Source organism: Sphingomonas sp. DC4900 (assembly GCF_049896485.1).
Classification (GTDB): Bacteria; Pseudomonadota; Alphaproteobacteria; order Sphingomonadales; family Sphingomonadaceae; genus Sphingomonas; species Sphingomonas aquatilis.
In genome coordinates this window covers 206,567-232,889 of the sequence record NZ_JAFCUK010000003.1, presented here as the reverse complement: position 1 = coordinate 232,889, position 26,323 = coordinate 206,567, and the positions used below count along the sequence as shown (strand labels likewise).

Annotated in this window: 33 protein-coding genes; 16 read left to right on the top strand and 17 right to left on the bottom strand. The window is 67.7% G+C overall.

Going from position 1 to position 26,323, the window contains the following annotated elements; translation table 11 throughout:
• Positions 1–10: 10 nt before the first annotated feature.
• From ACP690_RS05690 to ACP690_RS05645, 10 genes are all read right to left on the bottom strand, one after another.
• On the bottom strand, positions 11–247 hold the full coding sequence (locus tag ACP690_RS05690) for a hypothetical protein (protein WP_426260394.1): 237 nt from the start codon (positions 245–247) through the stop codon (positions 11–13).
• An 11-nt stretch (positions 248–258) separates the two neighbouring features.
• Positions 259–510 (bottom strand): hypothetical protein, encoded by a 252-nt coding sequence (locus ACP690_RS05685; RefSeq protein WP_063688309.1) that lies wholly within the window; start codon positions 508–510, stop codon positions 259–261.
• Between the two features lie 34 nt (positions 511–544).
• A complete protein-coding gene (locus ACP690_RS05680; protein ID WP_017978235.1) occupies positions 545–826 on the bottom strand; it encodes a hypothetical protein in 282 nt (93 codons plus the stop codon).
• A 1-nt stretch (position 827) separates the two neighbouring features.
• Complete coding sequence (locus ACP690_RS05675; RefSeq protein ID WP_241892123.1) at positions 828–1,097, bottom strand: hypothetical protein; 270 nt, start codon at positions 1,095–1,097, stop codon at positions 828–830.
• A gap of 14 nt (positions 1,098–1,111) precedes the next feature.
• Positions 1,112–1,432: a hypothetical protein gene (locus ACP690_RS05670; protein WP_018251094.1), complete on the bottom strand. Its 321-nt coding sequence runs from the start codon at positions 1,430–1,432 to the stop codon at positions 1,112–1,114.
• An 18-nt stretch (positions 1,433–1,450) separates the two neighbouring features.
• Positions 1,451–1,753, bottom strand: coding sequence for a hypothetical protein (locus ACP690_RS05665; RefSeq protein ID WP_426260395.1), 303 nt, complete (start codon positions 1,751–1,753; stop codon positions 1,451–1,453).
• A 36-nt stretch (positions 1,754–1,789) separates the two neighbouring features.
• On the bottom strand, positions 1,790–2,164 hold the full coding sequence (gene pspC, locus ACP690_RS05660; RefSeq protein ID WP_017978239.1) for an envelope stress response membrane protein PspC: 375 nt from the start codon (positions 2,162–2,164) through the stop codon (positions 1,790–1,792).
• A 1-nt stretch (position 2,165) separates the two neighbouring features.
• A complete protein-coding gene (gene pspB / locus ACP690_RS05655; protein WP_426260396.1) occupies positions 2,166–2,432 on the bottom strand; it encodes an envelope stress response membrane protein PspB in 267 nt (88 codons plus the stop codon).
• A gap of 1 nt (position 2,433) precedes the next feature.
• Entirely contained in the window at positions 2,434–3,099 is a 666-nt protein-coding gene (gene pspA, locus ACP690_RS05650; protein ID WP_426260397.1) for a phage shock protein PspA, read from the bottom strand.
• A gap of 70 nt (positions 3,100–3,169) precedes the next feature.
• A complete protein-coding gene (locus ACP690_RS05645) occupies positions 3,170–3,307 on the bottom strand; it encodes a hypothetical protein (RefSeq protein WP_017978242.1) in 138 nt (45 codons plus the stop codon).
• Between the two features lie 176 nt (positions 3,308–3,483).
• On the opposite strand from ACP690_RS05645, the gene pspF reads away from it, so the two are divergent.
• On the top strand, positions 3,484–4,542 hold the full coding sequence (pspF, locus tag ACP690_RS05640) for a phage shock protein operon transcriptional activator (RefSeq protein ID WP_017978243.1): 1,059 nt from the start codon (positions 3,484–3,486) through the stop codon (positions 4,540–4,542).
• Positions 4,543–4,902: 360 nt separating this feature from the next.
• The gene (locus ACP690_RS05635; RefSeq protein ID WP_017978244.1) at positions 4,903–5,508 is read left to right on the top strand and encodes a superoxide dismutase; all 606 of its coding nucleotides are present in this window, start codon (positions 4,903–4,905) and stop codon (positions 5,506–5,508) included.
• 148 nt (positions 5,509–5,656) lie between these two features.
• On the opposite strand, the gene ACP690_RS05630 is transcribed toward ACP690_RS05635, so the two are convergent.
• From ACP690_RS05630 to mtaB, 3 genes are all read right to left on the bottom strand, one after another.
• Complete coding sequence (locus ACP690_RS05630; RefSeq protein WP_426260525.1) at positions 5,657–6,337, bottom strand: septation protein A; 681 nt, start codon at positions 6,335–6,337, stop codon at positions 5,657–5,659.
• A gap of 253 nt (positions 6,338–6,590) precedes the next feature.
• Positions 6,591–7,529 carry a signal recognition particle-docking protein FtsY gene (gene ftsY / locus ACP690_RS05625; protein ID WP_147037452.1) on the bottom strand — a complete coding sequence of 313 codons (939 nt, stop codon included), beginning with the start codon at positions 7,527–7,529 and terminating at the stop codon, positions 6,591–6,593.
• A complete protein-coding gene (gene mtaB, locus ACP690_RS05620; RefSeq protein WP_426260398.1) occupies positions 7,526–8,764 on the bottom strand; it encodes a tRNA (N(6)-L-threonylcarbamoyladenosine(37)-C(2))-methylthiotransferase MtaB in 1,239 nt (412 codons plus the stop codon). Before mtaB ends, ftsY begins: the two co-directional genes overlap by 4 nt.
• On the opposite strand from mtaB, the gene ACP690_RS05615 reads away from it, so the two are divergent.
• The 5 genes from ACP690_RS05615 (at position 8,763) to rimM (ending at position 12,524) form a co-directional block, all read left to right on the top strand.
• Positions 8,763–9,338: a DUF924 family protein gene (locus tag ACP690_RS05615; protein WP_426260399.1), complete on the top strand. Its 576-nt coding sequence runs from the start codon at positions 8,763–8,765 to the stop codon at positions 9,336–9,338. The genes mtaB and ACP690_RS05615 overlap by 2 nt on opposite strands.
• A gap of 531 nt (positions 9,339–9,869) precedes the next feature.
• The gene (gene ffh / locus ACP690_RS05610) at positions 9,870–11,366 is read left to right on the top strand and encodes a signal recognition particle protein (protein ID WP_017978249.1); all 1,497 of its coding nucleotides are present in this window, start codon (positions 9,870–9,872) and stop codon (positions 11,364–11,366) included.
• Between the two features lie 40 nt (positions 11,367–11,406).
• Positions 11,407–11,820: a 30S ribosomal protein S16 gene (gene rpsP / locus ACP690_RS05605; RefSeq protein WP_017978250.1), complete on the top strand. Its 414-nt coding sequence runs from the start codon at positions 11,407–11,409 to the stop codon at positions 11,818–11,820.
• A gap of 85 nt (positions 11,821–11,905) precedes the next feature.
• On the top strand, positions 11,906–12,058 hold the full coding sequence (locus ACP690_RS05600) for a hypothetical protein (protein WP_167509783.1): 153 nt from the start codon (positions 11,906–11,908) through the stop codon (positions 12,056–12,058).
• The gene (gene rimM / locus ACP690_RS05595; protein ID WP_426260400.1) at positions 12,012–12,524 is read left to right on the top strand and encodes a ribosome maturation factor RimM; all 513 of its coding nucleotides are present in this window, start codon (positions 12,012–12,014) and stop codon (positions 12,522–12,524) included. The genes ACP690_RS05600 and rimM overlap by 47 nt, the downstream gene beginning before the upstream one ends.
• A gap of 146 nt (positions 12,525–12,670) precedes the next feature.
• Here rimM and ACP690_RS05590 read toward each other — a convergent pair whose 3' ends face one another.
• Positions 12,671–13,618 carry an NAD(P)/FAD-dependent oxidoreductase gene (locus ACP690_RS05590; RefSeq protein ID WP_426260401.1) on the bottom strand — a complete coding sequence of 316 codons (948 nt, stop codon included), beginning with the start codon at positions 13,616–13,618 and terminating at the stop codon, positions 12,671–12,673.
• 32 nt (positions 13,619–13,650) lie between these two features.
• Here ACP690_RS05590 and ACP690_RS05585 point away from each other — a divergent pair, with 32 nt between their 5' ends.
• Genes ACP690_RS05585 through rplS form a run of 4 tightly spaced genes read left to right on the top strand, consistent with a single transcriptional unit; the run spans position 13,651 to position 15,407 of the window.
• Complete coding sequence (locus tag ACP690_RS05585; protein WP_241892115.1) at positions 13,651–13,914, top strand: AbrB/MazE/SpoVT family DNA-binding domain-containing protein; 264 nt, start codon at positions 13,651–13,653, stop codon at positions 13,912–13,914.
• On the top strand, positions 13,911–14,288 hold the full coding sequence (locus tag ACP690_RS05580; RefSeq protein WP_241892114.1) for a type II toxin-antitoxin system VapC family toxin: 378 nt from the start codon (positions 13,911–13,913) through the stop codon (positions 14,286–14,288). Before ACP690_RS05585 ends, ACP690_RS05580 begins: the two co-directional genes overlap by 4 nt.
• Entirely contained in the window at positions 14,285–15,010 is a 726-nt protein-coding gene (gene trmD / locus ACP690_RS05575; protein ID WP_426260402.1) for a tRNA (guanosine(37)-N1)-methyltransferase TrmD, read from the top strand. The genes ACP690_RS05580 and trmD overlap by 4 nt, the downstream gene beginning before the upstream one ends.
• 4 nt (positions 15,011–15,014) lie before the next feature.
• A complete protein-coding gene (gene rplS / locus ACP690_RS05570; RefSeq protein ID WP_017978256.1) occupies positions 15,015–15,407 on the top strand; it encodes a 50S ribosomal protein L19 in 393 nt (130 codons plus the stop codon).
• 72 nt (positions 15,408–15,479) lie between these two features.
• On the opposite strand, the gene ACP690_RS05565 is transcribed toward rplS, so the two are convergent.
• Both ACP690_RS05565 and ACP690_RS05560 read right to left on the bottom strand, forming a co-directional pair.
• Positions 15,480–16,499, bottom strand: coding sequence for a bifunctional helix-turn-helix transcriptional regulator/GNAT family N-acetyltransferase (locus ACP690_RS05565; RefSeq protein WP_331361262.1), 1,020 nt, complete (start codon positions 16,497–16,499; stop codon positions 15,480–15,482).
• 100 nt (positions 16,500–16,599) lie between these two features.
• Positions 16,600–17,484, bottom strand: a complete 885-nt coding sequence (locus ACP690_RS05560) for a LysR family transcriptional regulator (protein WP_426260403.1) — start codon at positions 17,482–17,484, stop codon at positions 16,600–16,602.
• Positions 17,485–17,608: 124 nt separating this feature from the next.
• On the opposite strand from ACP690_RS05560, the gene ACP690_RS05555 reads away from it, so the two are divergent.
• Both ACP690_RS05555 and ACP690_RS05550 read left to right on the top strand, forming a co-directional pair.
• Positions 17,609–18,736 (top strand): isovaleryl-CoA dehydrogenase, encoded by a 1,128-nt coding sequence (locus ACP690_RS05555; protein WP_426260526.1) that lies wholly within the window; start codon positions 17,609–17,611, stop codon positions 18,734–18,736.
• 154 nt (positions 18,737–18,890) lie between these two features.
• Positions 18,891–20,486 (top strand): carboxyl transferase domain-containing protein, encoded by a 1,596-nt coding sequence (locus ACP690_RS05550; protein ID WP_426260404.1) that lies wholly within the window; start codon positions 18,891–18,893, stop codon positions 20,484–20,486.
• A gap of 14 nt (positions 20,487–20,500) precedes the next feature.
• On the opposite strand, the gene ACP690_RS05545 is transcribed toward ACP690_RS05550, so the two are convergent.
• Entirely contained in the window at positions 20,501–20,917 is a 417-nt protein-coding gene (locus tag ACP690_RS05545) for an endonuclease domain-containing protein (protein WP_426260405.1), read from the bottom strand.
• 269 nt (positions 20,918–21,186) lie between these two features.
• Between ACP690_RS05545 and ACP690_RS05540 the strand changes: the two genes are divergently transcribed.
• The 3 genes from ACP690_RS05540 to ACP690_RS05530 all read left to right on the top strand — a co-directional run bounded on the left by ACP690_RS05540 (position 21,187) and on the right by ACP690_RS05530 (position 26,307).
• The gene (locus tag ACP690_RS05540) at positions 21,187–23,148 is read left to right on the top strand and encodes a biotin carboxylase N-terminal domain-containing protein (RefSeq protein ID WP_426260406.1); all 1,962 of its coding nucleotides are present in this window, start codon (positions 21,187–21,189) and stop codon (positions 23,146–23,148) included.
• Positions 23,148–23,600, top strand: coding sequence for a MaoC family dehydratase (locus ACP690_RS05535; protein WP_017978263.1), 453 nt, complete (start codon positions 23,148–23,150; stop codon positions 23,598–23,600). The genes ACP690_RS05540 and ACP690_RS05535 overlap by 1 nt, the downstream gene beginning before the upstream one ends.
• A gap of 235 nt (positions 23,601–23,835) precedes the next feature.
• The gene (locus tag ACP690_RS05530) at positions 23,836–26,307 is read left to right on the top strand and encodes a TonB-dependent receptor plug domain-containing protein (RefSeq protein WP_426260407.1); all 2,472 of its coding nucleotides are present in this window, start codon (positions 23,836–23,838) and stop codon (positions 26,305–26,307) included.
• Positions 26,308–26,323: the final 16 nt, after the last annotated feature.

Below are 26,323 nucleotides of genomic sequence, written 5' to 3'. Positions count from 1 at the left end.
GGGATCCGCCTTACAGGTCGACGCCCGCCGCGATCGCTTCCAGCTTGCGGATGCGCTCCTTCAGGTCCGCGATCTCGATCCGCGATCCGGCGGAATGGACGGGGGGCAGCGCCTCGGCCTGCGCATCGAGCTGCGAATGCTTCAGCGTCAGCCAGCTGCGCCAGCCGGACAGGCCCGCGGTGGTCACCATGGCCAGGCCGGCGAGGCCCGACAGCGACAGCGTCAGATACAGTTCGGGATCGGTCATCGTCCGTCTCCTCAGCGGTGGCGCAGCCGCTCGATCTCGCGGTCGAGATCGGACGTGCTGCGATTATCGGTGATCACGCGCTCCAGCACCTGGATGCGCTCCTTCAGGTCGCGCACCTCCTGGGTGAGGCGGCGGGTGTCGTCGGTCATGTCTGGCTGAAACCGGTCCGCATGGCGCGGGCCGAAGGCGTTGAAGCGGGCGCGGAGCACGCCGCCGATCACCACCAGCGCGACGATCGCGACGATCATTTCTGCGGGGTTCATGGGTGTCGTCTTTCCGTGGGGAAGGGAAGGAGGATCAGTTGACCGGCAGGCGCTTCACCGCCGGCTCGTCGCGCAGCCGTTCGATCTCCTGCGCCAGGTCGGCGCCGCGATCGGTGACGATGCGTTCGAGCACGCGGACGCGCTCCTCCAGCCGTTCGGTCTGCGCGGCATATTGCGCCGCTTTCTCGGCGACCTTATCCGCCTCGATCTCCATCCGGCGCTGTTGCAGCGCGAACCAGGGCTTGACGAAGACGCCGCCGAAGATCGCAAGCAGGCCGCAGCAGATGCCGAGGATCGGGATGAGCATGGCGGACATGTCAGTTGGCCTCCAGCCGAAGCGCTTCGATCTCGCGGTCGAGGCGGTGCGAACGATCGGTGACGATGCTCTCGACGGTGGCGAGCCGTTCCTGCAACCGGTCGATCTGGCCGATGCGCCGGGCATTCTCGGCGTCGAGCAGTTCGATATCGTGGCGCGCCGCCAGATCGGGGGCGGAGATCGCCTTCTTCACCTTGCGCTGGCCGTACCACTGGATCGCCAGCGTGATCGCGGCACCCAGCGCCATGCAGAAGACATGTTCGGGACCCATATTACGTGTCCTTCTTAATGGCTGCGCAGCGCGTCGATCTCGCGAGCGGTGCGCTCGGCAGGATCGGTGGCGATGCGTTCGACAACGGCGAGGCGGTCCTTGATCGACCCCAGTTCGGCGCGCAGCTGCGCGTTTTCCTGGCTGAGCAGCTTGACGCGCTCGGCCGTCTCCTCGTTCTTCTGCGGGTAGACGGCCTGGCCCCAGGCGCCGTCGAGCGGATAGCCGTTCTTGACCCGCAGCCAGGTGGTGATGATCCAGCCGGCCATCGCCATCACCATGATGAGGGCGGTCAAGGGAAACATACCCTGGACGATGGAATAGACTTCGGGAGACATGACGTTTTCCCTTTCGCGTCAGCGGTCGCGGAGCGCTTCGATCTCGCGGGCGGTGCGCTCGGCGGGATCGGTGGCGATGCGTTCGAGGACGGCGATCCGTTCCTCCAGGCGGCTGACCTGGCCGGTCAGCTTGTCGTTCTCTTGGGTCAGCAGGCCGATCGTGCGCTCGGCGTCGGGCGAGCTGCCGTGGCGGCGCTCGTGGCGGCTGCGCCAGCGATCGGGTTCATAGCCGTGGCGAACGCGGATCCAGTTGTTGATGACCCAGCTTGCCGGCCCGATCGTGAAGATCGCGATCGGTACGAGTATCCCCAAGTTACTCATTGTCGTATCCCCTCTTTCAGCTCGCGAGGCAAAGGCTCAGCGGAGGCTGTCGATTTCCTCGGCCAGCCGGCTGTTGCGGCTGGTATAGTGCAGTTCCATGTCGGCGAGGCGGCGGTCGATATCGCGCAGCTTGCTACGAACCTCGGTGGTCGACCGCTTCGGATTGGTGCGCACGCCCTGCCAGAATTTGGCGTCTTCGTGGCTCTCGTACAGGTCGACCGGCTTCTTGGGCGCCAACCACGCGGCGGCGATATAGCCCAGCAGGACCCAGCCGGAGGTGGCGACGGTCAGGATGACCATGGCGACGCGGACCAGGGTGATGTCGAAGCCGGTGTAGTCGGCGATCCCCGAACACACGCCGGATACCTTGCCGTTCGGCTTGTCGAGGTAGAATTGGGTGCGGGCGGACATCTCAGTTCCTCCGGTCGAGCTGATAATGGGCTTGCTGAGCGGTCAGGCTCGGCTTGAAGTCGGGGTTGTCGGCGGCGACGATCCGCTCGACGGTGTTGAGGCGATCCTCCAGCCGGCGGGCGAGATTATACATCTCGTCCAGCAGCTTCTCGTCCTCGTCGGTGATCTTGGGTGCCTGCTTCCACTTGGTGACATAGTGCAGGATCACCCAGGGCGCGCCGATGAAAAGCGATCCGAACAGGATGGCCGGGACGACGATATCCTCCATCTCAATCCTCCTTCTTGAGGCGCGCCTTCAGCGCGGCGAGTTCGGCATCCACCTTGTCGCTCTGGCGCAGCTCGGCGATCTCTTCTTCCAGCGTCTTCGGCACGCCCAGGCCCAGCGGTTCGGCGCGACCCTCGGCATCGTCAACGCGGCGTTCCAGGATGTCGAAGCGGCTGAACGCCTCGTGCGTCTTGGGGCCGGCATACATCTCGCGCAGGCGGTAGCGGTTGTTGGCGCTTTCCAGCCGCGTCTGGACGTTGGACTGCTTGGCGCGCGCCTCGGTCAGCTTCTTCTGCAGCTTGGCGATATCCTCTTCCGACGCGCGGAGCGCATCGTCGAGGACCTTCACCTCGATCATCAGCTGCTCGGCCATGTCGCCGGCCTTCTGCTTCTCGACGAGGGCGGCCTTGGCCAGGTCTTCGCGGTCCTTCGACAGCGCCAGCTCCGCCTTTTCCTGCCAGCTCGCCTGCAGCTGGTCGAGCTTGCTGATGTGGCGGCGCATTTCCTTCTGGTCGGCGATCGTGCGGGCGGCACTGGCGCGCACCTCGACCAACGTCTCCTCCATTTCGAGGATGATCATGCGGATCATCTTCGCCGGATCTTCCGCCTTTTCCAGCAGGTCGGCGAAATTGGCGGCGACGATGTCGCGGGTGCGGGAAAAGATGCCCATCGTGTCGGTGCTCCTCAAAATCATGGCCGGGGCGGGCCGGGACCGTGGCCCGCCCCGGTTTGGGACCGCTTTACGCAACCTGGCGGGCGGTCGTCACGCTGGTCTGGTGTGCCGTCGCCGGTCCCACCGCGCCAGCGACGCAGGTCGCGCTGAACAGGACGGTGCAGACGATGGCGGCAAACTTGCGACCGATCTCGGTATTGAACATGGAAACCTCCTGAAAACCTTGGTGTCTGTGTGCCGCTCGATGCGGTATGCCAGCAGCATTGCAGGAGGCGTGCCAATTCCAAAAATGGCGAATTTCCGCCGTTTTGGAGTGTATTATCTTCCTGAACCACCGATGAACACTTGCGCATTCTTGGTGTTTTCCGCCAGAAGTTGGCGATGCAGCGGACGACACAGGTCATCGGTCAATCGGGCGCCTTTCTGGACGCGCTGGAACGGGCCAGTCGCGCCGCTGCGCTCGACCGTCCGGTGCTGGTGATCGGCGAACGTGGCACCGGCAAGGAGCTGGTGGCGGAACGCCTCCACCGCCTCAGCCCACGCTGGGACCAGCCGCTGGTCATCATGAACTGCGCCGCGCTGCCGGAATCGCTGATCGAGGCCGAATTGTTCGGGCATGAGGCGGGGGCCTTTACCGGCGCCACCAAGGCGCGCGCCGGGCGGTTCGAAGAGGCGCATGGCGGCACCCTGTTCCTCGACGAGCTCGGCACGCTGTCGATGGCGGCGCAGGACCGGCTGCTGCGCGCGGTGGAATATGGCGAGGTGACGCGGATCGGATCGTCGCGGCCGATGCGCGTCGACGTGCGCATTGTCGCGGCGACCAACGAACATCTGCCCGACAAGGTCGACGCGCACGAATTTCGCGCCGATCTGCTCGACCGGTTGAGCTTCGAGGTGGTGACGCTGCCCCCCTTGCGCGCCCGATCGGGCGATATCGCGGTGCTGGCAGATCATTTCGGCCGGCGCATGGCGTCGGAGATCGGCTGGGAACGCTGGCCCGGCTTCGGCCCGCGCGCGCTCGACCAACTGCTGACGCATCGCTGGCCCGGCAACGTGCGCGAGCTGCGCAACGTCGTCGAGCGCGCGGTCTATCGCTGGGAGGGCGAGGGGCCGGTGGACGGCATCGAGATCGACCCCTTCGCCTCGCCCTATCGCCCGCAGGACGGCGCGCGGCGCGGGGCAAGCGGCGGCAGCACGCCGACGCCGGCCCCCGCGCCATCCTCTCCGTCGGCGGAGGTGGAGGACAGCCCCGTCGCCGCCTGCGATGCCGGCCCGTCCGACTTCAAGTCGCGCGTCGCCCGCTTCGAACGCGAACTGCTGGCCCGCGCACTCGCCGAACACCGCTTCAATCAGCGCGCGACGGCAGAGGCGCTGGGCCTGAGCTACGACCAGCTGCGCCACGCGCTGCGGCGGCACGACCTCATCAACGCGAACGGGTAGGCGCGGCCGCCCGCCCGCCCCACCTACTCCGTCACCCCGGACTCGTTCCGGGGTCCACCGCGCCGCAAGGGGATGGCAAGAGCCTCTGGCCGTCCCCCTCGCCGCAGAGTGGACCCCGGACCAAGTCCGGGGGGACGAAGTAGGGGGGGGCACTCCCGCCATCACCGTCACCCCGGCCTTAAGCCGGGGTCCCGCTTCTTCTTCCCCCCCCCCGCCCGTCGCAAAAAGCGGGACCCCGGATCAAGTCCGGGGTGACGGGTTCGTCGTCATCACGCTTGCGTAACGGCGTGGGAGCGTTAGGCCCGCTTCCGCGTTAACGCGGGGACGCAACGTCCCCACCTTTTGGAAGGAGCCTTTCCCATGGCATTCGAACTGCCGCCGCTGCCCTACGCTTATGACGCGCTGGAGCCGGTCATCTCGAAGGAGACGATGACCTTCCACCACGACAAGCATCACGCCGCCTACACCAACAAGCTGAACGAAGGCGTCGCCGCCGATCCGAAGCTCGAAGGCAAGACGATCGAGGAGATCCTCGGCATGATCTCGTCGCTGCCCCCGCTGATCCGCAACAACGGCGGCGGCTTCTGGAACCACGATTTCTTCTGGAAGATCATGGGGCCGAAGGGTTCGACCCAGCCGTCGGGCGCGCTGAAGGATGCGATCGACGCCTATGGCGGCCTCGACAAGCTGAAGGAAGACTTCAACACCAAGGGCGCGGGCCAGTTCGGCTCGGGCTGGGCCTGGGTGATCAAGGATTCGTCGGGCGCGCTGAAGGTGACGTCGACGCCGAACCAGGACAATCCGCTGATGGACGATGCCAAGGAACCCGGCACGCCGATCCTGGGTAACGACGTGTGGGAACACGCCTATTACCTCACCTACATGAACGACCGCCCCGGCTATCTGAAGGCGTGGTGGGATGTCGTGAATTGGGACGAGGCGGGCAAGCGCTTCGACGCCGCGTAACGCAAAATCCCTCCCTCGCTTTAGCGGGGGAGGGGGACCGCCGGCGCAGCCGGTGGTGGAGGGGGCGTCTCCGCGAACGCAAGCGTCGCGTATCCGCCCCCTCCGTCACCGCCTGCGGCGGCGCCACCTCCCCCTGGCGGGGGAGAACTTACTCCACCGGAATATCCGCTTCCGGATTAGCCTCGGTATTCAGCCCGTGCCGCAGCAGCATCGGGATATTCGCGAACGCGAACAGCAGGGTCAGCGGGATCGCGCCCCAAAGCTTGAATCCGACCCAGAAATCCCAGTTCGTGTTGCGCCACACCGCTTCGTTCAGCGCGGCCATCACGACGAAAAACAGCGCCCAGTTGCGCGTCAGTTTGCGCCACCCTTGCGCGGTCAGCCCCGGATAGGCGGTGCCGAGCAGCCCTTCCAGCAGCGGCCGTCCGGTCAGCAGGCCGAAGCCCAGCACGATCGCGAACATCGCATAGACGAAGGTCGGCTTCATCTGGATGAACTTGGGGTCGTGGAAATAGACGGTCAGCCCGCCGAACACGACGACGAACCCGCCCGAAATCCACAACATCGGCGAGATATGGCCGAGCTTGCGCTTCGACACGATCATCGCCGCGATGGTGGCGAGCACGAAGGCGGTCGTCGCGACGATCACCTTGGCGATCACCAGCGCGCCTGCGCGGTCGAGGTCGGACAGAAAGCCGGTGCTCGCGCCCACCAGCCGGATGGCGAGGGCAGCGGGGAACAGGAAATTGACCGCGAAGAAGACGAGCAACGGCCCGTATTCGACGCCCAGTCGCACGCCGGGCGAGGATTTCTGGGGGGCGTGGGTCATCTGGGTCACGCCGCCATCTCCCAACCCGTCACCCCGGACGTGATCCGGGGTCCCGCTTCTTCTTCCACCCGCGCGGACAAGCGGGACCCCGGCTCAAGGCCGGGGTGACGAGGTGCAGGGGACTCTTCCCATTCCATGATCGTCATTCCCGCGCAGGCGGGAATCCAGACGGGCTGGCCTTGCGGCTCCATCGCAGATGTTCGCCAATCTGGATTCCCGCCTGCGCGGGAATGACGGTCTGGGGCGGGCAACATCACTTCCGCCCCCCCGCATCGACACCGGCGATGATCCGCGCCACCTCGTTCGCATCGAACGGGCGCAAATCGGTCATCCCTTCGCCCACCCCGATCGCGTGGATCGGCAGGCCGTATTTCTCCGCCGCCGCGACCAGCACGCCGCCGCGCGCGGTCCCATCGAGCTTCGTCATTACAAGGCCGGTGACACCCGCCACCTCCTTGAACACTTCGATCTGCGACAGCGCATTCTGCCCCGTCGTCGCATCCAGCACGAGCACGACGTCATGCGGCGAAGCCGGGTTGATCCGCCCCAGCACGCGGCGGATTTTCGCCAGCTCGTCCATCAGCTCGCGCTTGTTCTGCAGGCGGCCGGCGGTGTCGACGATCAGCACGTCGATGCCCGTCTCGGTCGCCTTCTTCACCGCATCCCACACCACGCCCGCGGCATCGCCGCCCTCGGGCCCGGTGACGATCGGCACGCCGACCCGCTCCGCCCAGGTGGCGAGCTGGCCGATCGCGGCGGCGCGGAACGTGTCGCCCGCGGCCAGCATCACGCCGTAATCCTGCTCCATCAGCAGGTGCGCCAGCTTGGCGATCGTCGTCGTCTTGCCCGATCCGTTGACGCCGATCACCAGGATCACCTGCGGCCGCGGAAAGGCTTCGATCTCGATCGGCTTGGCGACCTTGGCGAGCGCCTTTTCCACCTCTTCGGCGACGACCAGCCGGATGCCCAGCTCTTCCATGTTGCGCTCGAACGTGCCCTCGGCCAGCCGCGCGCGGATCTTGCCCGCGGTATCGGGGCCGAGGTCGGACGCGATCAGCGCTTCCTCCACCTCATCCAGCGTCGCATCGTCGAGGCGTGCGCCGCCGAGTCCGGCGAGGTTGCCGACCAGCCGATCGGACGTCTTCTTGAAGCCGCCGAGCAGGCGCTCGTGCCAGGAGGGGGTGGTGCTCATGAAATCGTACCTAGCAGATGGGTGTCGGTTGCAGCGGTGATGCGGGCGGAGACGATCGTCCCCGGTTCGGCGGGAGCGTCCAGCAGCACCTCGGCGAAATTGCCGGCGTGGCCGCGGGTTCCCGGCCGCTCGACCAGCACGTCCTGCGCGCTGCCGGTGAGGCTCGCAAGCCAGGCCGCCCGGCGTCGTCCGGCGCTCGCGCGCAGCCGTTCGGCGCGGTCCTTGATCGCAGCGGGCGCGACCTGCGGCATGCGCGCGGCGGGGGTGCCGGCGCGCGGGGAATAGGGAAAGATATGGCCATGGACGATATCGGCATCGTCGATCAGCGCCAGCGTGTCAGCGAACATGAACTCACCCTCGGTCGGGAAACCCGCGATCAGGTCCGCGCCGATCGCGATGTCGGGGCGCGCCGCCTTCAGCCGCGCGACCATATCCACGGACTGTGCACGCGAATGCCGCCGTTTCATCCGCTTCAGGATCATGTCGCTGCCCGCCTGGAACGACAGATGCAGGTGCGGCATCACCCGCGCCTCGCCCGTCACCAGCTCGAACAGCCGGTCGTCGATTTCGATCGAATCGAGCGACGACAGCCGCAGCCGCGCGAGCGCCGGCACGTGCCGCAGGATACGTTCGACCAGCAGGCCCAGCGTCGGCGCGCCGGGCAGATCGTGGCCATAGCTCGTCAGATCGACGCCCGTCAGCACCACCTCGTGATGGCCCGCTTCGACCAGGCCCGCGATCCGATCGACCACCGCGCCCGCCGGCACCGATCGGCTGGGACCCCGGCCGAAGGGGATGGCGCAGAAGGTGCAGCGATGGTCGCAGCCATTCTGCACCTCGACGAACGCGCGCGCATGGCCGGTGAAGCTCGCGGCGAGGTGAGGGGCCGTCTCGCGCAACGCCATGATGTCGCCGACGACGACGGGTTCCAGGCTCGCCCAGGCGGCGGGGTTCAGCTTCTCGCCATTGCCGATCACCCGGTCCACTTCCGCCATCGCGGCGAAGCCGGCGGGGTCGATCTGTGCCGCGCAGCCGGTGACGACGATCTCCGCATCCGGCCGGTCGCGCCGCGCGCGCCGCACCGCCTGCCGGCTCGCCTTCACCGCCGCGTTGGTCACCGCGCAGGAATTGACGACCACGGTGTCGCGCCCCGCCAGCAGGGCACGGATCGTTTCGCTCTCGGCGATGTTGAGACGGCAGCCGAGGGAGATGACCTCTGGCGCGGGAGCAGACATGACGCGCGATCTAGTGAGGGACGGCGCCCAAGTCCATGACATGGCGGCCGCGGTATTGGACTTCTGGTTCGGCCTGACCCAGGAACAGCATTTCGCCAAGGACGATGGCCTCGACCGGCAGATCGCCGACCGCTTCGGCGCGATGCGCGACGGCGTGCTGCGCGGCGATGCGGAGGGGTGGCGCGACGACCCCGACGCCTTGCTCGCCGCGATCATCCTGCTCGACCAATTCTCGCGCAACATCCATCGCGATACGGCGCAGGCATTCGCGGCGGACGATCTCGCCGTCGAGCTGACGCTGGATGCGATCGCCAAGGGCTGGGAAGGGCGCTTTCCCCGGGAACGGCGCGTGTTCCTGTACATGCCGCTGATGCACGCGGAGAACCTCGGCCTGCAGAACCTGTCGGTTGAGAAGTTCGAGGACCTGGGGCTGGCGGAGAACATCGCCTTCGCCAAGGACCACCGCGACGTCATCGCCCAATACGGCCGCTTCCCCAGCCGCAACGCCGCGCTGGGGCGGCAGTCGACCGAGGCGGAACAGACGTATCTCGCGCAGCCGGATGCGGGTTGGTAGGAGCACCTCCTTCTTCGTCATCCCGGCGCACGCCGGGATCCATGGACACGGCAAGGCCAGCGTTGCGCACCCGCTCGAAATGCGTCGCAACCATGGATCCCGGCGTGCGCCGGGATGACGAGGGGTAGGGCGCGCCCCCGCCAAGAAAGCCCGTCATTCCCGCGAAGGCGGGAATCCAGACTGGCAAACCTCACGCTTCTATCGCCGACGGCATAGGTTATGGTTTCCCGCCTCCGCGGGAATGACGCGGGCTGAGCGGCATCGGCACCCCGCCACACCCACCCCTCGTCACCCCGGCCCTGAGCCGGGGTCCCGCTTCCTCTCCAACGCATGCGAATAATCCGAGGCGGCCGAGCGCATAGGCCACCCCCAAACCCCACCCCCTTGCCACCACACCCCATTTCCCCTACACGCCCACCCACGTTCCACCACGGAATGCGATCGAGGACGCGCCCACGGGTGCACGCTGGCCGGCGAGGTTTCGCCCGCCGGCGTCTTTTGCGTTGTGTGGTATGATGAGGATTTGAGGCGATGTTCGACAGTCTGAGCGACCGGCTTGGCGGCGTATTCGACCGCCTCCGCGGCCGTGGCGCGCTGACCGAGGCCGATGTGCGGACCGCGATGCGCGAAGTGCGCGTCGCGCTGCTCGAGGCCGACGTCGCGCTGCCCGTCGCCCGCCAGTTCGTCGACAAGGTGACGGAAGAGGCGGTCGGCCAGAACGTCCTGCGCTCGGTCACGCCGGGGCAGCAGGTCGTCAAGATCGTCAACGACGCGCTGGTCGAGATGCTCGGCGCGGACGAGAGCGAGCTGAACCTGTCGGTCACGCCGCCCGCCGTCGTCATGATGGTCGGCCTGCAAGGCTCGGGCAAGACGACCAGCACCGCCAAGATCGCCAAGCGCCTGTCGGGCCGCGATCGCAAGAAGGTGCTGATGGCGTCGCTCGACGTCAATCGCCCGGCGGCGCAGGAACAGCTCGCGACGCTCGGCAAGCAGATCGACGTCGCGACGCTGCCGATCGTCGCTGGCCAGCAGCCGGTCGACATCGCCCGCCGCGCGCTCCAGTCCGCGAAGCTGCAAGGCTTCGACGTGCTGATGCTCGACACCGCCGGTCGTCTGCACGTCGACCAGGCGCTGATGGACGAGATGAAGGCGGTCGCCGACATCGCGACCCCGCAGGAAATCCTGCTCGTCGTCGATTCGCTGACCGGCCAGGACGCGGTCAACGTCGCGACCAACTTCTCCGAACAGGTGCCGCTGACCGGCGTCGTCCTGACCCGCATGGACGGCGATGCGCGCGGCGGTGCGGCGCTGTCGATGCGCGCCGTCACCGGCAAGCCGATCAAGTTCGCCGGCACCGGCGAAAAGATGGACGCGCTGGAGGCGTTCCACCCCAGCCGCGTCGCCGGCCGTATCCTCGGCATGGGCGATGTCGTCAGCCTGGTCGAGCGCGCCGCGGAATCGATCCAGCAGGAAGACGCCGAGCGGATGACCGCGCGGCTCGCCAAGGGTCAGTTCGACATGAACGACCTGCGCGGCCAGCTCGCGCAGATGCGCCGCATGGGCGGCCTCGGCGCGCTCGCCGGCATGATGCCGGGGATGAAGAAGGCGCAGGGCGCGCTTGCGCAGGCGGGCGGCGACAAGGTCCTCATCCACATGGACGCGATGATCGGCTCGATGACCGTGAAGGAGCGCTCCAAGCCCGAACTGATCAACGCCAAGCGCAAGATCCGCATTGCCAAGGGATCGGGCACCACGGTGCAGGAGGTGAACAAGCTCCTGAAGATGCACCAGGAAATGTCCACCGCCATGAAGAAGATCAAGAAGATGGGCGGGCTGAAGGGCATGATGGCGATGCTCGGCAAGGGCGGCATGGGCGGCCTCGGCAACGCGCTCGGCGGTGCCGGCCTCGGCGAGATGATGGACAAGGCGGGCGGTGGCCTCCCCAAGGGCCTGCCCGGCCTCGGCGGCGGTCAGGACGGCATGCCCAAGCTGCCACCCGGCTTCGAGAACCTTCTCAAGAAGAAATAACAGAACACCGTAACTGCATTAGAACGAAGGACTAACTACCATGGCACTCAGCATTCGTCTGTCGCGCGGCGGCTCCAAGAAGCGTCCGTATTACCGCATCGTCGTTGCCGACGCCCGCTCGCCCCGCGACGGCAAGTTCATCGAGAAGATCGGCAACTACAACCCGCTGCTCGCCAAGGACGCCGAGAACCGCATCGTGCTCGACGCCGAGCGCGCCAAGTACTGGCTGTCGAACGGCGCGCAGCCGACCGACCGCGTCGCGCGCTTCCTCGATCAGGCCGGCGTGCGTGAGCGCGCGGCGCGCAACAACCCGAACAAGGGCAAGCCGGGCGAAAAGGCCACCGAGCGCGCCGAAGAGCGTGCCGAGAAGCTGAAGGCGCAGGAAGAAGCGGCCGCCGCCGCTGCCGCCGCCCCGGCGGAAGAGGCTCCGGCCGAAGAGACCACCGAGGCGTAAGCTTCGAGGCCGACCCTCCGATGCGCAGGCATCGAAGGTGAAACTGGTGCGTTGAGCCGTCCTTACCCGAGGAGGTTCACGCACCATGGCCATCGATCCCGATCCCCGCACCGCGCCCGACGAAACGTTCGAGGATGCTGCGGTGAATGCGCCCAACGAGGGCGTTTCCGCCACCGATCCCGCAGAAGGGGATGACGATGCCCCAGCAGGCACCGATGGATCACCCGACCAAGGCTGACGCGCCCGTCGTTCTCGCGGTCGTCATCGGCGCGCATGGCGTCAACGGCCAGGTGCGGCTCAAGGTCTTCGCCGAGGATTTCGGCACCTATAAGAGCTTCAACGGCGGCGCGCTGACGCTGAAGTCGACGCAATCGGGCAACAACGGCCTGATCGCACGCTTCGCCGAAGTCACCGATCGCAACGCCGCCGAGGCATTGCGCGGCACCGAACTTACCGTCCCCCGCTCGGCGCTGCCACCGCTAGGGGAGGGCGAATATTATCACGCCGATCTCATCGGGCTGGCCGCCGTGTCGACCACGGGCGAGGAACTGGGCCGCGTCGTGCTCGTCGAAAATTTCGGTGCCGGCGACGTGCTCGAAATCGAACGCGCCAACGGCAAACGCTTCATGATCCCCATGAACGCCGACGCCGTGCCGGAGTGGAGCGCGGATAGCCTGACGGTAAACGCCGACTTCGTGGAGTAACGCTTCCCCAAATCCCCCGTCACCCCGGACTCGTTCCGGGGTCCACTCCGCGGCGAGGGGGACGGCTAGAGGCTCCATCGCTCCCCAGCGGCCCAGTGGACCCCGGACCAAGTCCGGGGTGACGGGGTCGCGGAACCCCCATCACCTCACCGCCACAACCGCCCACGCTCCGCCAGCAAATTCCGGATCGTCGTCGCCGCCACGCCTGCTTCGCCCATCGCATGGCTGATCTGGTCCAGCCCCTTCACCACATCACCTGCCGCGAACAGCCCGGGCACGCTGGTGCGCTGATGGTCGTCCACCTCCAGGCACCCCTCGTCGCTCGCCCGCGCGCCCGCCGCGATCGCCAGGTGCGACCGGATCCGTGACCCCAGCGCCGGATAGACGCTGTCGAACGCCATCCGCCCACCCGCGGTATCCAGCGCGATCCGGTCGCCCTCGATCGCCCAGCCGCCGCACGGCCCGTCGACGCGCGCAATGCCCGCCTCGTCCAGCTTCGCCGCGCAGGCAGCATCCAGCATATGCTCCGCCTCGGGCGCGATCAGCGTCACGTCTCGCGTATAGCCACGCAGGAACAGCGCCTCGCGCATGCCATGGTCGCCGGTGCCGATCACGCCCACGCGCTTGTCGGTCACCTCATAGCCGTCGCAGATCGGGCAATAGCGCATCAGCCCACGCTCCAGCGCCGGGTCGTGCACCTCCGGCAGGATATTGGGCCGGTGGTTCACCACCCCCGTCGCCAGCAACACGGTGCGCGCGCGAAAGTCGCCATCGTCGGTGACGATGCGGAAATCGTCGCCCTCCGGCAGGATCGCCGTGACCTTCTTCTCCTCGCGATACGCACCGTATTGTTCAGCCTGCTCGCGCATGAGGCGCAGCAGTTCCTTGCCCGCGATCCCCTCGGGATAGCCGGCGTGGTTGCGCGTGCACGGGATCATCGCCGCGCGGCTCGATCCGCTGTCGAACAGCCGGATGGAGAGGTGAAAGCGCGCCAGATAGATCGCCGCGGTCAGCCCGGCCGGCCCCGCGCCGATGATGATGCAATCGTCCACGCCGTCGTCCCCTGAACCGTCGCCTTGCCCCACGTCCGTCATGTATATACATCCTGTCTATACGGAGGCATGGCATGGGTAACGAATATCGCGCCAAGGTGTTCAAATCGGGCAATTCGGTCGCGCTGCGCCTGCCGAAGGCGCTCGGCCTGAAGGAAGGCGACGAGATGTTGCTGCGCGAGGAGCGGGGCAGTTTCATCGTCGAACCCGCGCCGGTCGTCCCGAAGAAGATCGACCTCACCGGCATCTACGGCTCGTGTCCGGGGATCAAGCCGGTCGAACGGCTCGATATGGCGCCGCGCGAGCTGGACTGGGAAGGAAAGCTGCTTCGCCGATGACTGCGCCGCGCTTTCTGCTCGATACCAATATCCTCGTCTATCTCATTGCCGGCGAACGCGATCTGCTCCGGGATCGCGTCCAGCAGCACGAGCCGGGCACGATCGTGACGTCGACATTGTGCGTGGCGGAAGCGCTGTACGGCATTACCGACGATGACCAGAAAATTGCACTCGATCGGCTGCTGACCGTCATCGAACCCTTGCCCTTCGGCATGCCGGAAGCCCGGCGTTTCCCGGATGTGCCGTTCCGACGCGGCAAACTCGATCGCTTCATTGCAGCCCACGCGTTGGCGACCGGCCTGACGATCGTCACCAACAACGAAGCCGACTTCGCCGACATCCCCGGCCTCCAAATCGAAAACTGGACCCAATGACCTTCGCCGCCACCGTCCTCACTTTGTACCCGGAGATGTTCCCCGGCCCCTTGGGCGTCTCGCTCGCCGGTCGCGCGCTCAGGGAAGGGGGCTGGACCTGCGATCCCGTCCAGATCCGCGATTTCGCCACCGACAAGCACCGCTCGGTCGACGATACGCCCGCGGGCGGCGGCGCCGGCATGGTGCTGCGCGCCGACGTGCTGGCGGCGGCGGTCGACAGCGTCGCGGACGGTCGCCCTATCCTCGCCATGACCCCTCGCGGGGCGCCGCTCACCCAGAGCCGCGTCCGCGCCCTCGCGAACGGCCCCGGCGTCATCATCCTGTGCGGCCGGTTCGAAGGCTTCGACGAGCGCCTGTTCGACGGCCGCGCGATCGAACAGGTCTCGATCGGCGACTATATTTTGTCGGGCGGCGAGATGGGGGCACTGGTGCTGCTCGACGCTTGCATTCGGCTGCGTCCCGGCGTAATGGGCGCGCCTTCCAGCGGGGATGACGAGAGCTTCGAAACGGGGCTGCTCGAATATCCGCAATATACCCGCCCCTATGAATGGGAAGGGCGCACGATCCCCGAAGTGCTGCGATCGGGGGATCATGCGAAGATCGCGGCCTGGCGGAAACACCAGGCAGAGGTCGATACACGGCTACGGAGGCCGGACCTTTGGGAGCGCCACGAGGGCGCTCGGGTCCAACCTCCCTCTGGCGCGCGGCGACGTAAGGACTGAAGTCATGAACCTCATTCAGCAGCTCGAAGCCGAGCAGATCGAAAAGCTGACCGCCAAGCGCGCGATCCCCGAATTCCGTCCCGGTGACACGCTGAAGGTCGGCGTGAAGGTCGTCGAAGGCGAGCGTACCCGCGTCCAGAACTACGAAGGCGTGTGCATCGCGCGGTCGAACAAGGGCATGGGCTCCTCGTTCACCGTCCGCAAGATCAGCTTCGGCGAGGGCGTCGAGCGCGTCTTCCCGCTGTACTCGCCGAACATCGATTCGATCGACGTCGTCCGCAAGGGCGCCGTGCGTCGCGCGAAGCTCTATTATCTGCGTGGCCGCACCGGCAAGTCGGCGCGTATCGCCGAACGCCGCGACACCCGTCCGGCGAAGGGCACCGCCGCCGCGGAGTAATCCGCCGCGTCGCGAGACACGAAGGGCGCGGGGAGCAATTCCCGCGCCTTTTTTTGTGCGCGACCGACGCGGCTACCCGCGCTCCTCTGCCAGCGATTTGGTCAGCACGATGAAATGCAGGTCGGGGCGCTTGGGTCGGCCGAAGCGTTCGTCGGCATAGGGGAACGGTTCGGTGTCACCGGTCGGGCGATAGCCGCGCCGCGCATACCAGGCGATCAGCGTGTCTCGGACGTGGACGACGGTCATGCGGATGCGGGTGCCCCCGCGCGCCCGGGCCCATGCCTCCGCGGCCGCCAGCAGCCGCCGGCCCGCGCCGCCATTCTGAAGCCGCGGATCGACGGCCAGCGACCCAAGATACCAATCGCCATCGCCATCGCCCTCAGGCTTCAGCCATACGCACCCCTGTATGGCCTCGCCGAACCGCCAGACGAGCAATGTGGCGTCGGGATAGTCCGACCGCTCCTGGTGCAGCAGCGCTACCGTGGTGCGGTCGCCATCGATCAGCGCGGCCTCGCTGTTCCAGCCGGCGCCGCTGTCCGCACCGCGATAGGCCCGGTTCAGCAGCGCGGCGATCGCGGGCAATGCGTCGTCGGTGGCCGGCTGCAAGTCCACCGCGATCTTGCTGGATGCCCGCTCGCTGATCGATCGGGCGTCCAGACGGCGCTCGATCTCGGCGATCTGCGCGATGAAACTGCCCGGCAGATCGTGCGTGACCTCCTGCACGGCAGCGTCCACCATCGGCCAGATCGATCGGCGCCCCACCGCCACCGCATGTATCCCCGTCTCGGTCAGCGCAACGATGGCCTGCCGCCGGTCCGCGGCCGGCCGAGACACCGCCACCAGGCCGGCATCGGCCAGCTTCGTCACGGCCTTGGTCATCGAAGGCTGGGTAACACCCAGCGCGCTGGCGAGCGCGCCGACGCTGAGCTCGGTCTGCGCATCCAGCGTCGCCAGCACCGAAAACAGCCCCGGCGGCACCGACAGGCCCGCCTGCCCGGTAAAGGCCGCCGCATCCGCCTGCATCCGGTCGCCCAGCCGCTTCAACCGGCTACCCAGAAACAGATGCGGATTGCCCTCCACCACGCCGTCCATAACGCCTCCATTCTATAGCCGGCTATAGAATGCCTGGATCGAGGCAATTGGCAAGGGGAGGGGTGACCTGACACCAAGACCAGACGACCCGCCGTTTGCGTCAGGCGGGCACCGTGTCGTGCCTCATCCCCGCCACGAACGCCTGCCACGCCCCGCTCGGCGCCAGCCGCGCCCGCGCCGCGGCCGGCACGCGCAGGCCCACCACGCGCGTCAGCTCGAACCCCGCCAGCGCCGGCATCGCGACGCCCGGCCCACGCAGGCTGTACGGCATCACCGTGATCCCCAGCCCCGCCGCCACATAGGCGCCCGCGCGATCGTCGCTCAGTGTCCGCGCCGCCATGAACGGGCGGACGCCGCGCGCCGTGAAGAAGCGGCTGACCAGCGGCAGCGCCTCGCACTGGCGCCGCACGATCATCGTCTCGCCCGCGATATCCTCCGCGGTCACACTGGCGCGGTGGGCGAGGGGGTGCGCCGTCGCCATCGCCACGCCATAGCCCTCCTCGAACAACCGCACGTCATCCGCATCGCGCGCCACGCCGGGGCCGAGCAGCGCATCGATGCGGCCATGGTCCAGCTTGCCCTGCAATTCGCTCGTCCGCCCTTCGACGATCTCGATCCGCTCATTCGGCGCCGCGGCCCGCGCGGCCGCCAGCGCCTCGCCCAGCGCGATGGTGGAGACGGTCGGCGCCACGCCGATGCGGATCAGCCGGTGCGGCGGCGTCGCCTGCACTGCGCGTTCGGCGGCGGCGAACTCCGCCTCGATCCGCCGGGCATGATCGACGAAGCGCGTCCCCGCGTCGGTCAATCGCACCCGCCGCCCGCTGCGATCGAATAGTTGCTGGCCAAGCAACGCCTCCAGCTTGGCGATCCCCGCCGACAGCGTCGGCTGCGTCACCCGCGCGCTGGCCGCGGCGGCGGAAAAGCTCCCCTGATCGACGACGCCCAGACAATAGCGGATCAGATAGCGGTCGATCATAGATGCCATCTATACGTCGCCGCGTCCGCTGTCGATTTTCCCTGCCGCACGTGCCTGTGGTAGCAGGGGCGCAAAGACATAAGGAGCGGATGTGACACCCGATTTCGATTTCGCCCTCGGCGAGGCCGCGGACATGATCCGCGACTCGACGCAGCGCTTCGCCACCGACCGGATCGCGCCGCTCGCTGCCAAGATCGACGCCGACGACTGGTTCCCGCGAGACGAGCTGTGGACCGCGATGGGCGACCTCGGCCTCCACGGCATCACCGTCGAGGAAGCCGACGGCGGGCTCGGCCTCGGCTATCTCGAACATGTCGTCGCGGTGGAGGAAGTCAGCCGCGCCTCGGCCTCGATCGGCCTCAGCTACGGCGCGCATTCGAACCTCTGCATCAACCAGATCCGCCGCTGGGCAAACGCGGAGCAAAAGGCGAAATACCTGCCCAAGCTGATCAGCGGTGAACATGTCGGCAGCCTCGCCATGTCCGAAGCGGGCGCGGGCAGCGACGTCGTCTCGATGAAGCTGCGCGCCGAGGCGCGAGGAGACGGCTACGTCCTCAACGGCACCAAATTCTGGATCACCAACGCCGCCTACGCCGACACGCTCGTCGTCTATGCGAAGACGGGTGAGGGGTCGCGCGGCATCACCGCCTTCCTGATCGAAAAGGACATGCCCGGCTTCAGCATCGGTCAGAAGATCGACAAGATGGGCATGCGCGGCTCGCCGACCGCGGAACTCGTGTTCGACGATTGCTACGTGTCCGCAGAGCAGATCATGGGCCCGCTCAACGGCGGTGTCGGCGTGCTGATGAGCGGCCTCGACTATGAGCGCGCGGTGCTCGCCGGCATCCAGCTCGGCATCATGCAGGCGTGCCTCGACGTCGTCGTGCCCTTCGTGCGTGATCGCAAGCAGTTCGGCCAGCCGATCGGCCAGTTCCAGCTGATGCAGGGCAAGATCGCCGACATGTACGTCGCGCTCAACTCCGCCCGCGCCTATGTCTACGCGGTCGCCAAGAGCTGCGACGCCGGCAAGACCACCCGCTTCGACGCCGCCGGCGCGATCCTGCTCGCGAGCGAAAATGCGGTGAAGGTCGCGCTCGAGGCGATCCAGGCACTGGGCGGCGCCGGCTACACCAAGGACTGGCCGGTCGAACGCTTTATGCGCGACGCCAAGCTGCTCGACATCGGCGCCGGCACCAACGAAATCCGCCGCATGCTGATCGGCCGCGAACTCATCGGCGCCGCGCCAAAGGTGGCGCAGTGAGGGCCTACCAATTCCTCCCTGCGCGTAGCGCGGGGAGGGGGACCGCCGGTCGCAGACCGGTGGTGGAGGGGCCGGCGCAGCCGGTGCTTCGCACCGCCCCTCCACCACCGCTCCGCGGCGGTCCCCCTCCCCAAGCAAGCTTGGGGAGGATCTGATGGGCCCCACGCTCCCCACCACCACCGTCGCCCGCGACGGCGAGGCCTTCGCCCGCAACGCCGCGCACAACCGCGCGCTCGCCGACCGCCTGCGCGCCGACGTCGCGGCGGCGGGCCTCGGCGGCAACGCCAAATCCCGCGAGCGCCACACCGCCCGCGGCAAGCTGCTCCCCCGCAATCGCGTCGAACGCCTGCTCGATCCCGGCAGCGCCTTCCTCGAAATCGGCCAGCTCGCCGCCTACGGCCTCTATGACGATGACGTCCCCGGCGCCGGCATGATCGCCGGCATCGGCCGCGTCTCGGGCCGGCAGGTGATGATCGTCTGCAACGACGCGACGGTGAAGGGCGGCACCTACTTCCCGTTGACCGTGAAGAAGCACCTGCGCGCCCAGGAAATCGCGCAGGAAAACCGCCTGCCGTGCATCTACCTCGTCGACAGCGGCGGCGCCAATTTGCCGCATCAGGCGGAGGTCTTCCCAGACCGCGATCACTTCGGCCGCATCTTCTTTAACCAGGCGAACATGTCGGCGCTCGGCATCCCGCAGATCGCCTGTGTCATGGGCAGCTGCACCGCGGGCGGCGCCTATGTCCCCGCCATGTCCGACGAGACGATCATCGTCCGCGGGCAGGGCACGATCTTCCTCGCCGGCCCGCCGCTGGTGAAGGCCGCGACCGGAGAGGTGATCAGCGCCGAAGACCTCGGCGGCGCCGACACGCACGGCCGCCGATCGGGCGTGGTCGACCATGTCGCCGAAAACGACGACCACGCGCTGTCGATCGTCCGCGACATCGTCGCGACGCTGCCCGAACAGACCGGCCCGCAGATCGCGCCGGCCCGCGCGCCGCTCTACCCGGCGGAAGACCTCTACGGCCTGATCCCCGATGACGTCCGCGCGCCGTACGACGTGCACGAGGTGATCGCGCGCCTGGTCGACGGCTCCGAATTCCACGAATTCAAGGCGCTGTACGGCGCGTCGCTGGTCTGCGGCTTCGCCACCATCCACGGCCTGCCCGTCGCCATCCTCGCTAACAACGGCGTGCTGTTCAGCGAAAGCGCGCAAAAAGGCGCGCATTTCATCGAGCTCGCCTGCCAGCGCAAAATCCCGCTGCTGTTCCTCCAGAACATTTCGGGCTTCATGGTCGGCGGGAAATATGAGGCGGACGGCATTGCCAAACATGGCGCCAAGCTCGTTACCGCCGTCGCCACCGCGAGCGTGCCGAAGATCACCATCCTGATCGGCGGCAGCTTCGGCGCGGGCAATTACGGCATGTGCGGCCGCGCCTATTCGCCCCGCTTTCTGTTTACCTGGCCCAACAGCCGGATCAGCGTGATGGGCGGCGAACAGGCGGCATCCGTCCTCGCCACCGTCCACCGCGACGCGGACAGCTGGACCCCCGAACAGGCCGAAGCCTTCAAGGCCCCCGTCCGCGCCAAATACGAAGACGAGGGCAACCCCTGGTACGCCACCGCGCGCCTGTGGGACGACGGCATCATCGATCCCGCGCAGACCCGCGACGTCCTCGGCCTCAGCCTCGCCGCCTGCCTCAACGCCCCCATCCCGGAGCGGCCCAGCTTCGGCGTGTTCCGGATGTGATCGGCGGGACCCGCCTATTCCTCCCCAAGCGCCGCTTGGGGAGGGGGACCGCCGGCCGCAGGCCGGTGGTGGAGGGGCGCGCGCTCCAGCGCGCGTGCGGCGATGCCACGTACGACCGCATCCAGATCGCGCAGCACCGCCGCCGCCGGCACCCGCACCGTCTCCACGCCACGGTCGGCGAGCCAGGCGTCACGACGCACGTCGCGTTCCGGTCGATCCCCGCGATCATGCGCTTCGCCATCGACCTCGACACACAGCTTTGCGGCGTCGCAGTAAAAGTCGAGCGTGAAGGGACCCGCGGGATGCTGCTTGCGCCACTTCCACCCGGTAGAGCGGCGGCGCAGCGCCTGCCACAACAGGACTTCGGGCAGACTCAACTCGCGGCGCAATGCACGCGACCGGCGATAGGCCTTTCCTGTCCCCTTGAGCATCGCGTGTCGCCCGTCTCGCGCTGCGCGCGCCCCTCCACCATGCTTCGCATGGTCCCCCTCCCCGAGACAAGCTCGGGGAGGAAAGGGGGGTGCCCACTGACGCTGTCCTACACGATAGCGCCTGTGGTATGGCGGAATCGCATGGCCGCGCTCCTCGCTTCGCCCTCGCACACCCCGGTACGTTTCTCGCCCCCGCAACCCCCGGTGTCCGGGACACGACGTACCCTCCACTTCGTCCACTTCCAGCAACATTTCCCCCGGAGCGCCCCGTGATCGAATCGCTGCTCATCGCCAATCGCGGCGAGATCGCCTGCCGCATCATCCGCACCGCGCGCGGCCTCGGCATCCGCACCGTCGCGGTCCATTCCGACGCCGACGCGACCGCGCTGCACGTCCGCGAGGCCGACGAAGCCGTCGCGATCGGCGGCCCGCGCCCGGCGGAAAGCTATCTGATCGGCGAGCGCATCATCGCCGCGGCCAAGGCCACCGGCGCACAGGCGATCCACCCCGGCTACGGTTTCCTGAGCGAAAACGCCGACTTCGCCCAAGCGGTGCAGGACGCCGGCCTGATCTGGGTCGGCCCCAATCCCGACAGCATCCGCGCGATGGGCCTGAAGGACGCCGCCAAGGCGCGGATGATCGCCGCCGGCGTGCCCGTCACACCCGGCTACCTCGGCGAAGACCAGTCGCCCGATCGCCTCCGGTCCGAGGCCGACGCGATCGGCTATCCCGTCCTCATCAAGGCGGTGGCGGGCGGCGGCGGCAAGGGCATGCGCCGCGTCGACGATGCCGCCGATTTCGCCGAAGCGCTCGCCAGCTGCCAGCGCGAGGCGGCGGCCTCGTTCGGCGACGATCGCGTCCTGCTCGAAAAATACGTGCTGAGCCCCCGCCATATCGAGGTGCAGGTGTTCGGCGATGCCCATGGCAATGTCGTCCATCTGTTCGAACGCGACTGCTCGCTCCAGCGCCGCCACCAGAAGGTGATCGAGGAAGCCCCCGCGCCCGGCATGGATGCCGCGACCCGCGAGGCGGTCTGCGCCGCCGCCGTCCGCGCCGCGCAGGCGGTCGACTATGTCGGCGCCGGCACGATCGAATTCATCGCCGACGCCAGCGAGGGCCTGAACGCCGACCGCATCTGGTTCATGGAGATGAACACGCGGCTGCAGGTCGAACATCCGGTGACCGAGATGATCACCGGCCAGGACCTCGTCGAATGGCAGCTGCGCGTCGCGAGCGGCGAACCGCTGCCCTGCCGCCAGGACCAACTGGCGATCCACGGCCATGCGATGGAAGCGCGCCTGTATGCCGAAGACCCGGCCAAGGGCTTCCTCCCCAGCATCGGCCGCCTCGACGCCTTCGATCTCGGCGACACCGTGCGCGTCGATACCGGGGTGGAACAGGGCGCGACGATCACCCCCTATTACGATCCGATGATCGCCAAGGTGATCGCCCATGGCGACACCCGCGAAGAGGCGCGCGAAACGCTCGCCGACGCGCTCGACGCCGCGATCGTCTGGCCGCTGCGCAGTAATGCGGGCTTCCTCGTCGAGGCGCTCGACCACCCCGCCTTCGTCGCCGCGACCCTCGACACCGGCCTGATCGCCCGCGAAGGCGATGCGCTGATGCCGCCCGCGCTGCCCAGCGAAGAGGTGCTCGTCGAAGCTGCCCAGGCGCTCGCCGGGCCGCAACCGGTGCCGGGCTTCCGCCTCAACGCCGCCCCGCGCCAGATGGCGATGCTGTCGGTGGCGGGGGAGCCGGTGGAGGTGGATTTCAGTCAACGCCGCACCCCGTTCGGGCTGAGCCAACCCCACACCCCGTTCGCCCTGAGCCTGTCGAAGGGCGGCTCCCCCCAAGCGACCGGTTCGCGTTTGGAAACCAGCCCTTCGACAGGCTCAGGGCGAACGGATGTGGTGGCCCTCGATCGCCTGCTCGTCACCGAAGGCGGCCAGACGTGGGAAATCACCCCCTATCGCGCCGCCGCCGCCGCGGCCGGCGGGGCAGGGGATGGCGCGATCCTGTCGCCGATGCCCGGCCGCATCATCGCGGTCGACGTCACCGCCGGCCAATCCGTCACCAAGGGCCAGCGCCTCATCACGCTGGAGGCGATGAAGATGGAACACAGCCTCACCGCCCCCTTCGACGGCGTGGTCGCAGACCTCACCGCCACGCCCGAGGCGCAGGTGCCCGAAGGCACGCTGCTCGTCCGCATCGAACCGCAGGGAGAGCAATAATGGCCGGCCGCTTCTACGACGAATGGCAGGTCGGCGACCGCCTGACGCACGACATCCGGCGCACCGTGACCGAGACGGACAACCTCCTGTTCTCGACCATGACGCACAACCCGCAGCCGCTGCACCTCGACGCCGAAGCGGCGAAAGCGAGCGAGTTCGGCCAGATCCTCGTCAACGGCACCTTCACCTTCGCGCTGATGGTTGGCCTGTCGGTCGGCGACACGACGCTCGGTACTTTGGTCGCGAACCTCGGCTACGACAAATTGGTGATGCCCAAGCCGGTGTTCATCGGCGACACGCTCCGCGCCGAAACCGAAGTGGTGGAATTGCGCGACAGCAAATCGCGCCCCGACGCCGGCCTCGTCACCTTTCGCCACATCCTCCTCAACCAGCGGGACGAGCCGGTGTGCCAGTGCCTCCGCACCGCTCTGCTCAAGCGGAAGGGGGCGTAACTCATCCCCCCCGTCACCCCGGACTTGGTCCGGGGTCCACTCTGCGGCGAGGGGGCGGGCTGGAGGCTCGAGCGCTGCCCCCGCGGCCCGGTGGACCCCGGACCAAGTCCGGGGTGACGAGGGGGCAACCCCTACCGCACCGCAGCAAAGTTTTTCTTGCGGTTCATCCACCGGATCGATGGGCTATCCCGCCCCATCCGCTACCCAGCGCAACGATTCCAAAAGGGGCTGAACCGTGACCATCATCAGCGAACTCCTCGCCGCCGCCAGCGCCGCAGCGCTTGCCCAGGCCGCGCCGCAAGCCGCGCCGCAGACCGAAGCCGCCCAATCGGCCCCCGTCGCCGATGCCGCCTCGACGGCTGATGCCAATAATCCAGATGAAGGCCAGGACATCATCGTCACCGGCACCCGCGCCACCGGCCGCAGCCGCCTCGACAGCGTCGCCCCCGTCGACGTGCTGAGCGGCGCCAGCCTGCAGCGGCAGGGCACCACCGAACTCGCGACCGCGCTCGCCACCGTCGCCCCGTCGATCAACTTCCCGCGGCCTTCCGCCAACGACGCGACCGATGCGATCCGCCCGGCGACGCTGCGCGGCCTGTCGCCCGACCAGACGCTGGTGCTGATCAACGGCATCCGCGGTCACACCTCCGCCAACCTCAACACCAACGGCACCGTCGGCCGCGGCTCGGCGGCGGTCGATCTCAACACCATCCCGACGGTGGCGCTCGACCGGATCGAGGTGCTGCGCGACGGCGCCTCGGCGCAGTACGGCTCGGATGCGATCGCCGGCGTCGTCAACCTGCGCCTTCGCGAAGCCCGTTCGGGCGGCGGCGCGCAGGTCAATTACGGCTTCTACGACACGCAGGTCGATACGGCGCGCGGCAGCCGCCACGTCACCGGCGAACACACCGTCACCGCCTCGGCCTGGCAGGGTATCGGCTTCGGCAGCGACGGCTTCGTCACCGTCTCGGGCGAATACCTCAAGCGCCAGCCGACCAACCGCGCCGACTTCGATCCGCGCGTGACGCCGACCCGCGTCACCGGCCGCTATGGCGACCCGGAGGTCGAACAGTTCACCGGCTTCGTCAACGCCGGCACCTCGCTGACCGATAATCTGAAGCTATATGCGTTCGGCGGCTACCAGGACCGCGACACCCGCGGCGCGGCCTTCCCGCGCATCCGCGCCGACAATGCCAGCGCCGCGACGATCGCCCAGCTGACGCTTGCCGGCTATCCGAACGGCTTCCTGCCGATCATCAATACCAAGTCGAAGGATATCAATTCGGCGGTCGGCCTGCGGGGCACCGTGTCGGACTTCGACGTCGACCTGTCGCTGAGCTACGGCCGCAACACCGTCGACTTCCGCACGCTCAATTCGGCGAACTACGCCTATGGGTCGAGCACCCCGCGCAACTTCTACGACGGCGCGGTCGCCTACGACCAGTACGTCGCCGGCCTCGACGTCACCCGCAAGTTCGACGTCTTCCAGTCGCTGAACGTCGCCTTCGGCATCGAGGGGCGCCGCGAAGGCTATAAGATCACGCCGGGCGAGCGCGCCTCCTACGACTACCCTGCCGGTGCGACCGATGCGGTCGCCGGGTCGGCACCGGGCGCGCAAGGCTTCGGCGGCTTCGCCCCCCGCAACGCCACCAAGCGCAACCGCCGCAGCGGCAGCGTCTACCTCGACCTCGAAGCGCAACTGACCGACGCGCTGCTGATCGGTCTCGCCGGTCGTGCGGAGGATTATTCGGACTTCGGCAGCACCGCCAACGGCAAATTCTCGGCACGCTACGACGTCGCGCCCTGGTTCGCGCTGCGCGGCACGATCTCCACCGGCTTCCGTGCGCCGTCGTTGCAGCAGCAATATTTCACCCAGGTCGCCTCCGTCGTCACCAACGGCGTGCCGATCCTGACCGGCACCGTGCCGTCGACCGATCCGGTCGGCGTCGCGCTCGGCGGGCGGCCGTTGCAGGCGGAAAAGTCGACCAACATCTCGCTCGGCACGGTGATCCGCGCCGGCGGCTTCGACCTGACGGTCGACGCCTATTCGATCCGCATCCGCAACCAGATCGGCCTGTCGGAGAATATTCCTGGCACGTTTAGCACGCAGGTTGCAAATCTGCTTAACAGTACAGACCAGCGATTTTCGGCGGCACGCTTCTTCATCAACGGCCTTGCCTCGACGACGAAGGGCATCGACGCCGTCGCCCATTACCGCTGGCGCACGGAGAGCGCCGGCGCGTTCGACTTCACGCTGGCGGGCAACATCAACAAGATCGACGTGACCCGCGTCCCCACCTCGACCGCGACGCTCAACCCGGCACCGACGCTGTTCGCGCGCAGCCGTATCCTGACGCTGGAACAGGGCACGCCGGGCGAGAAGATCACCGGCACGATCGACTGGTCGCTCGACAAGCTCGGCGCGCTCGCCCGCGTCACCTATTACGGAGACGTCAATCAGCCGGGTACGCTGGCGAGCGGCACCGCCGACGTCCACACTGGCCAGCATGCGATCACCGATTTCGAACTGCGCTATTCGGCCCCCAAGGGCGCGCAGATCGGCCTCGGCGTCAGCAACCTGTTCGACGTCTATCCCGATCGCCAGATCGCCGCGAACAACTCCACCGGCGTGCTGGGCTTCCCTTATTATTCGCCGTTCGGGTTCAACGGCCGCTACCTGTACGCCCGCGTCGGCATCAACTGGTAAATCGGGAGGGGCGGGG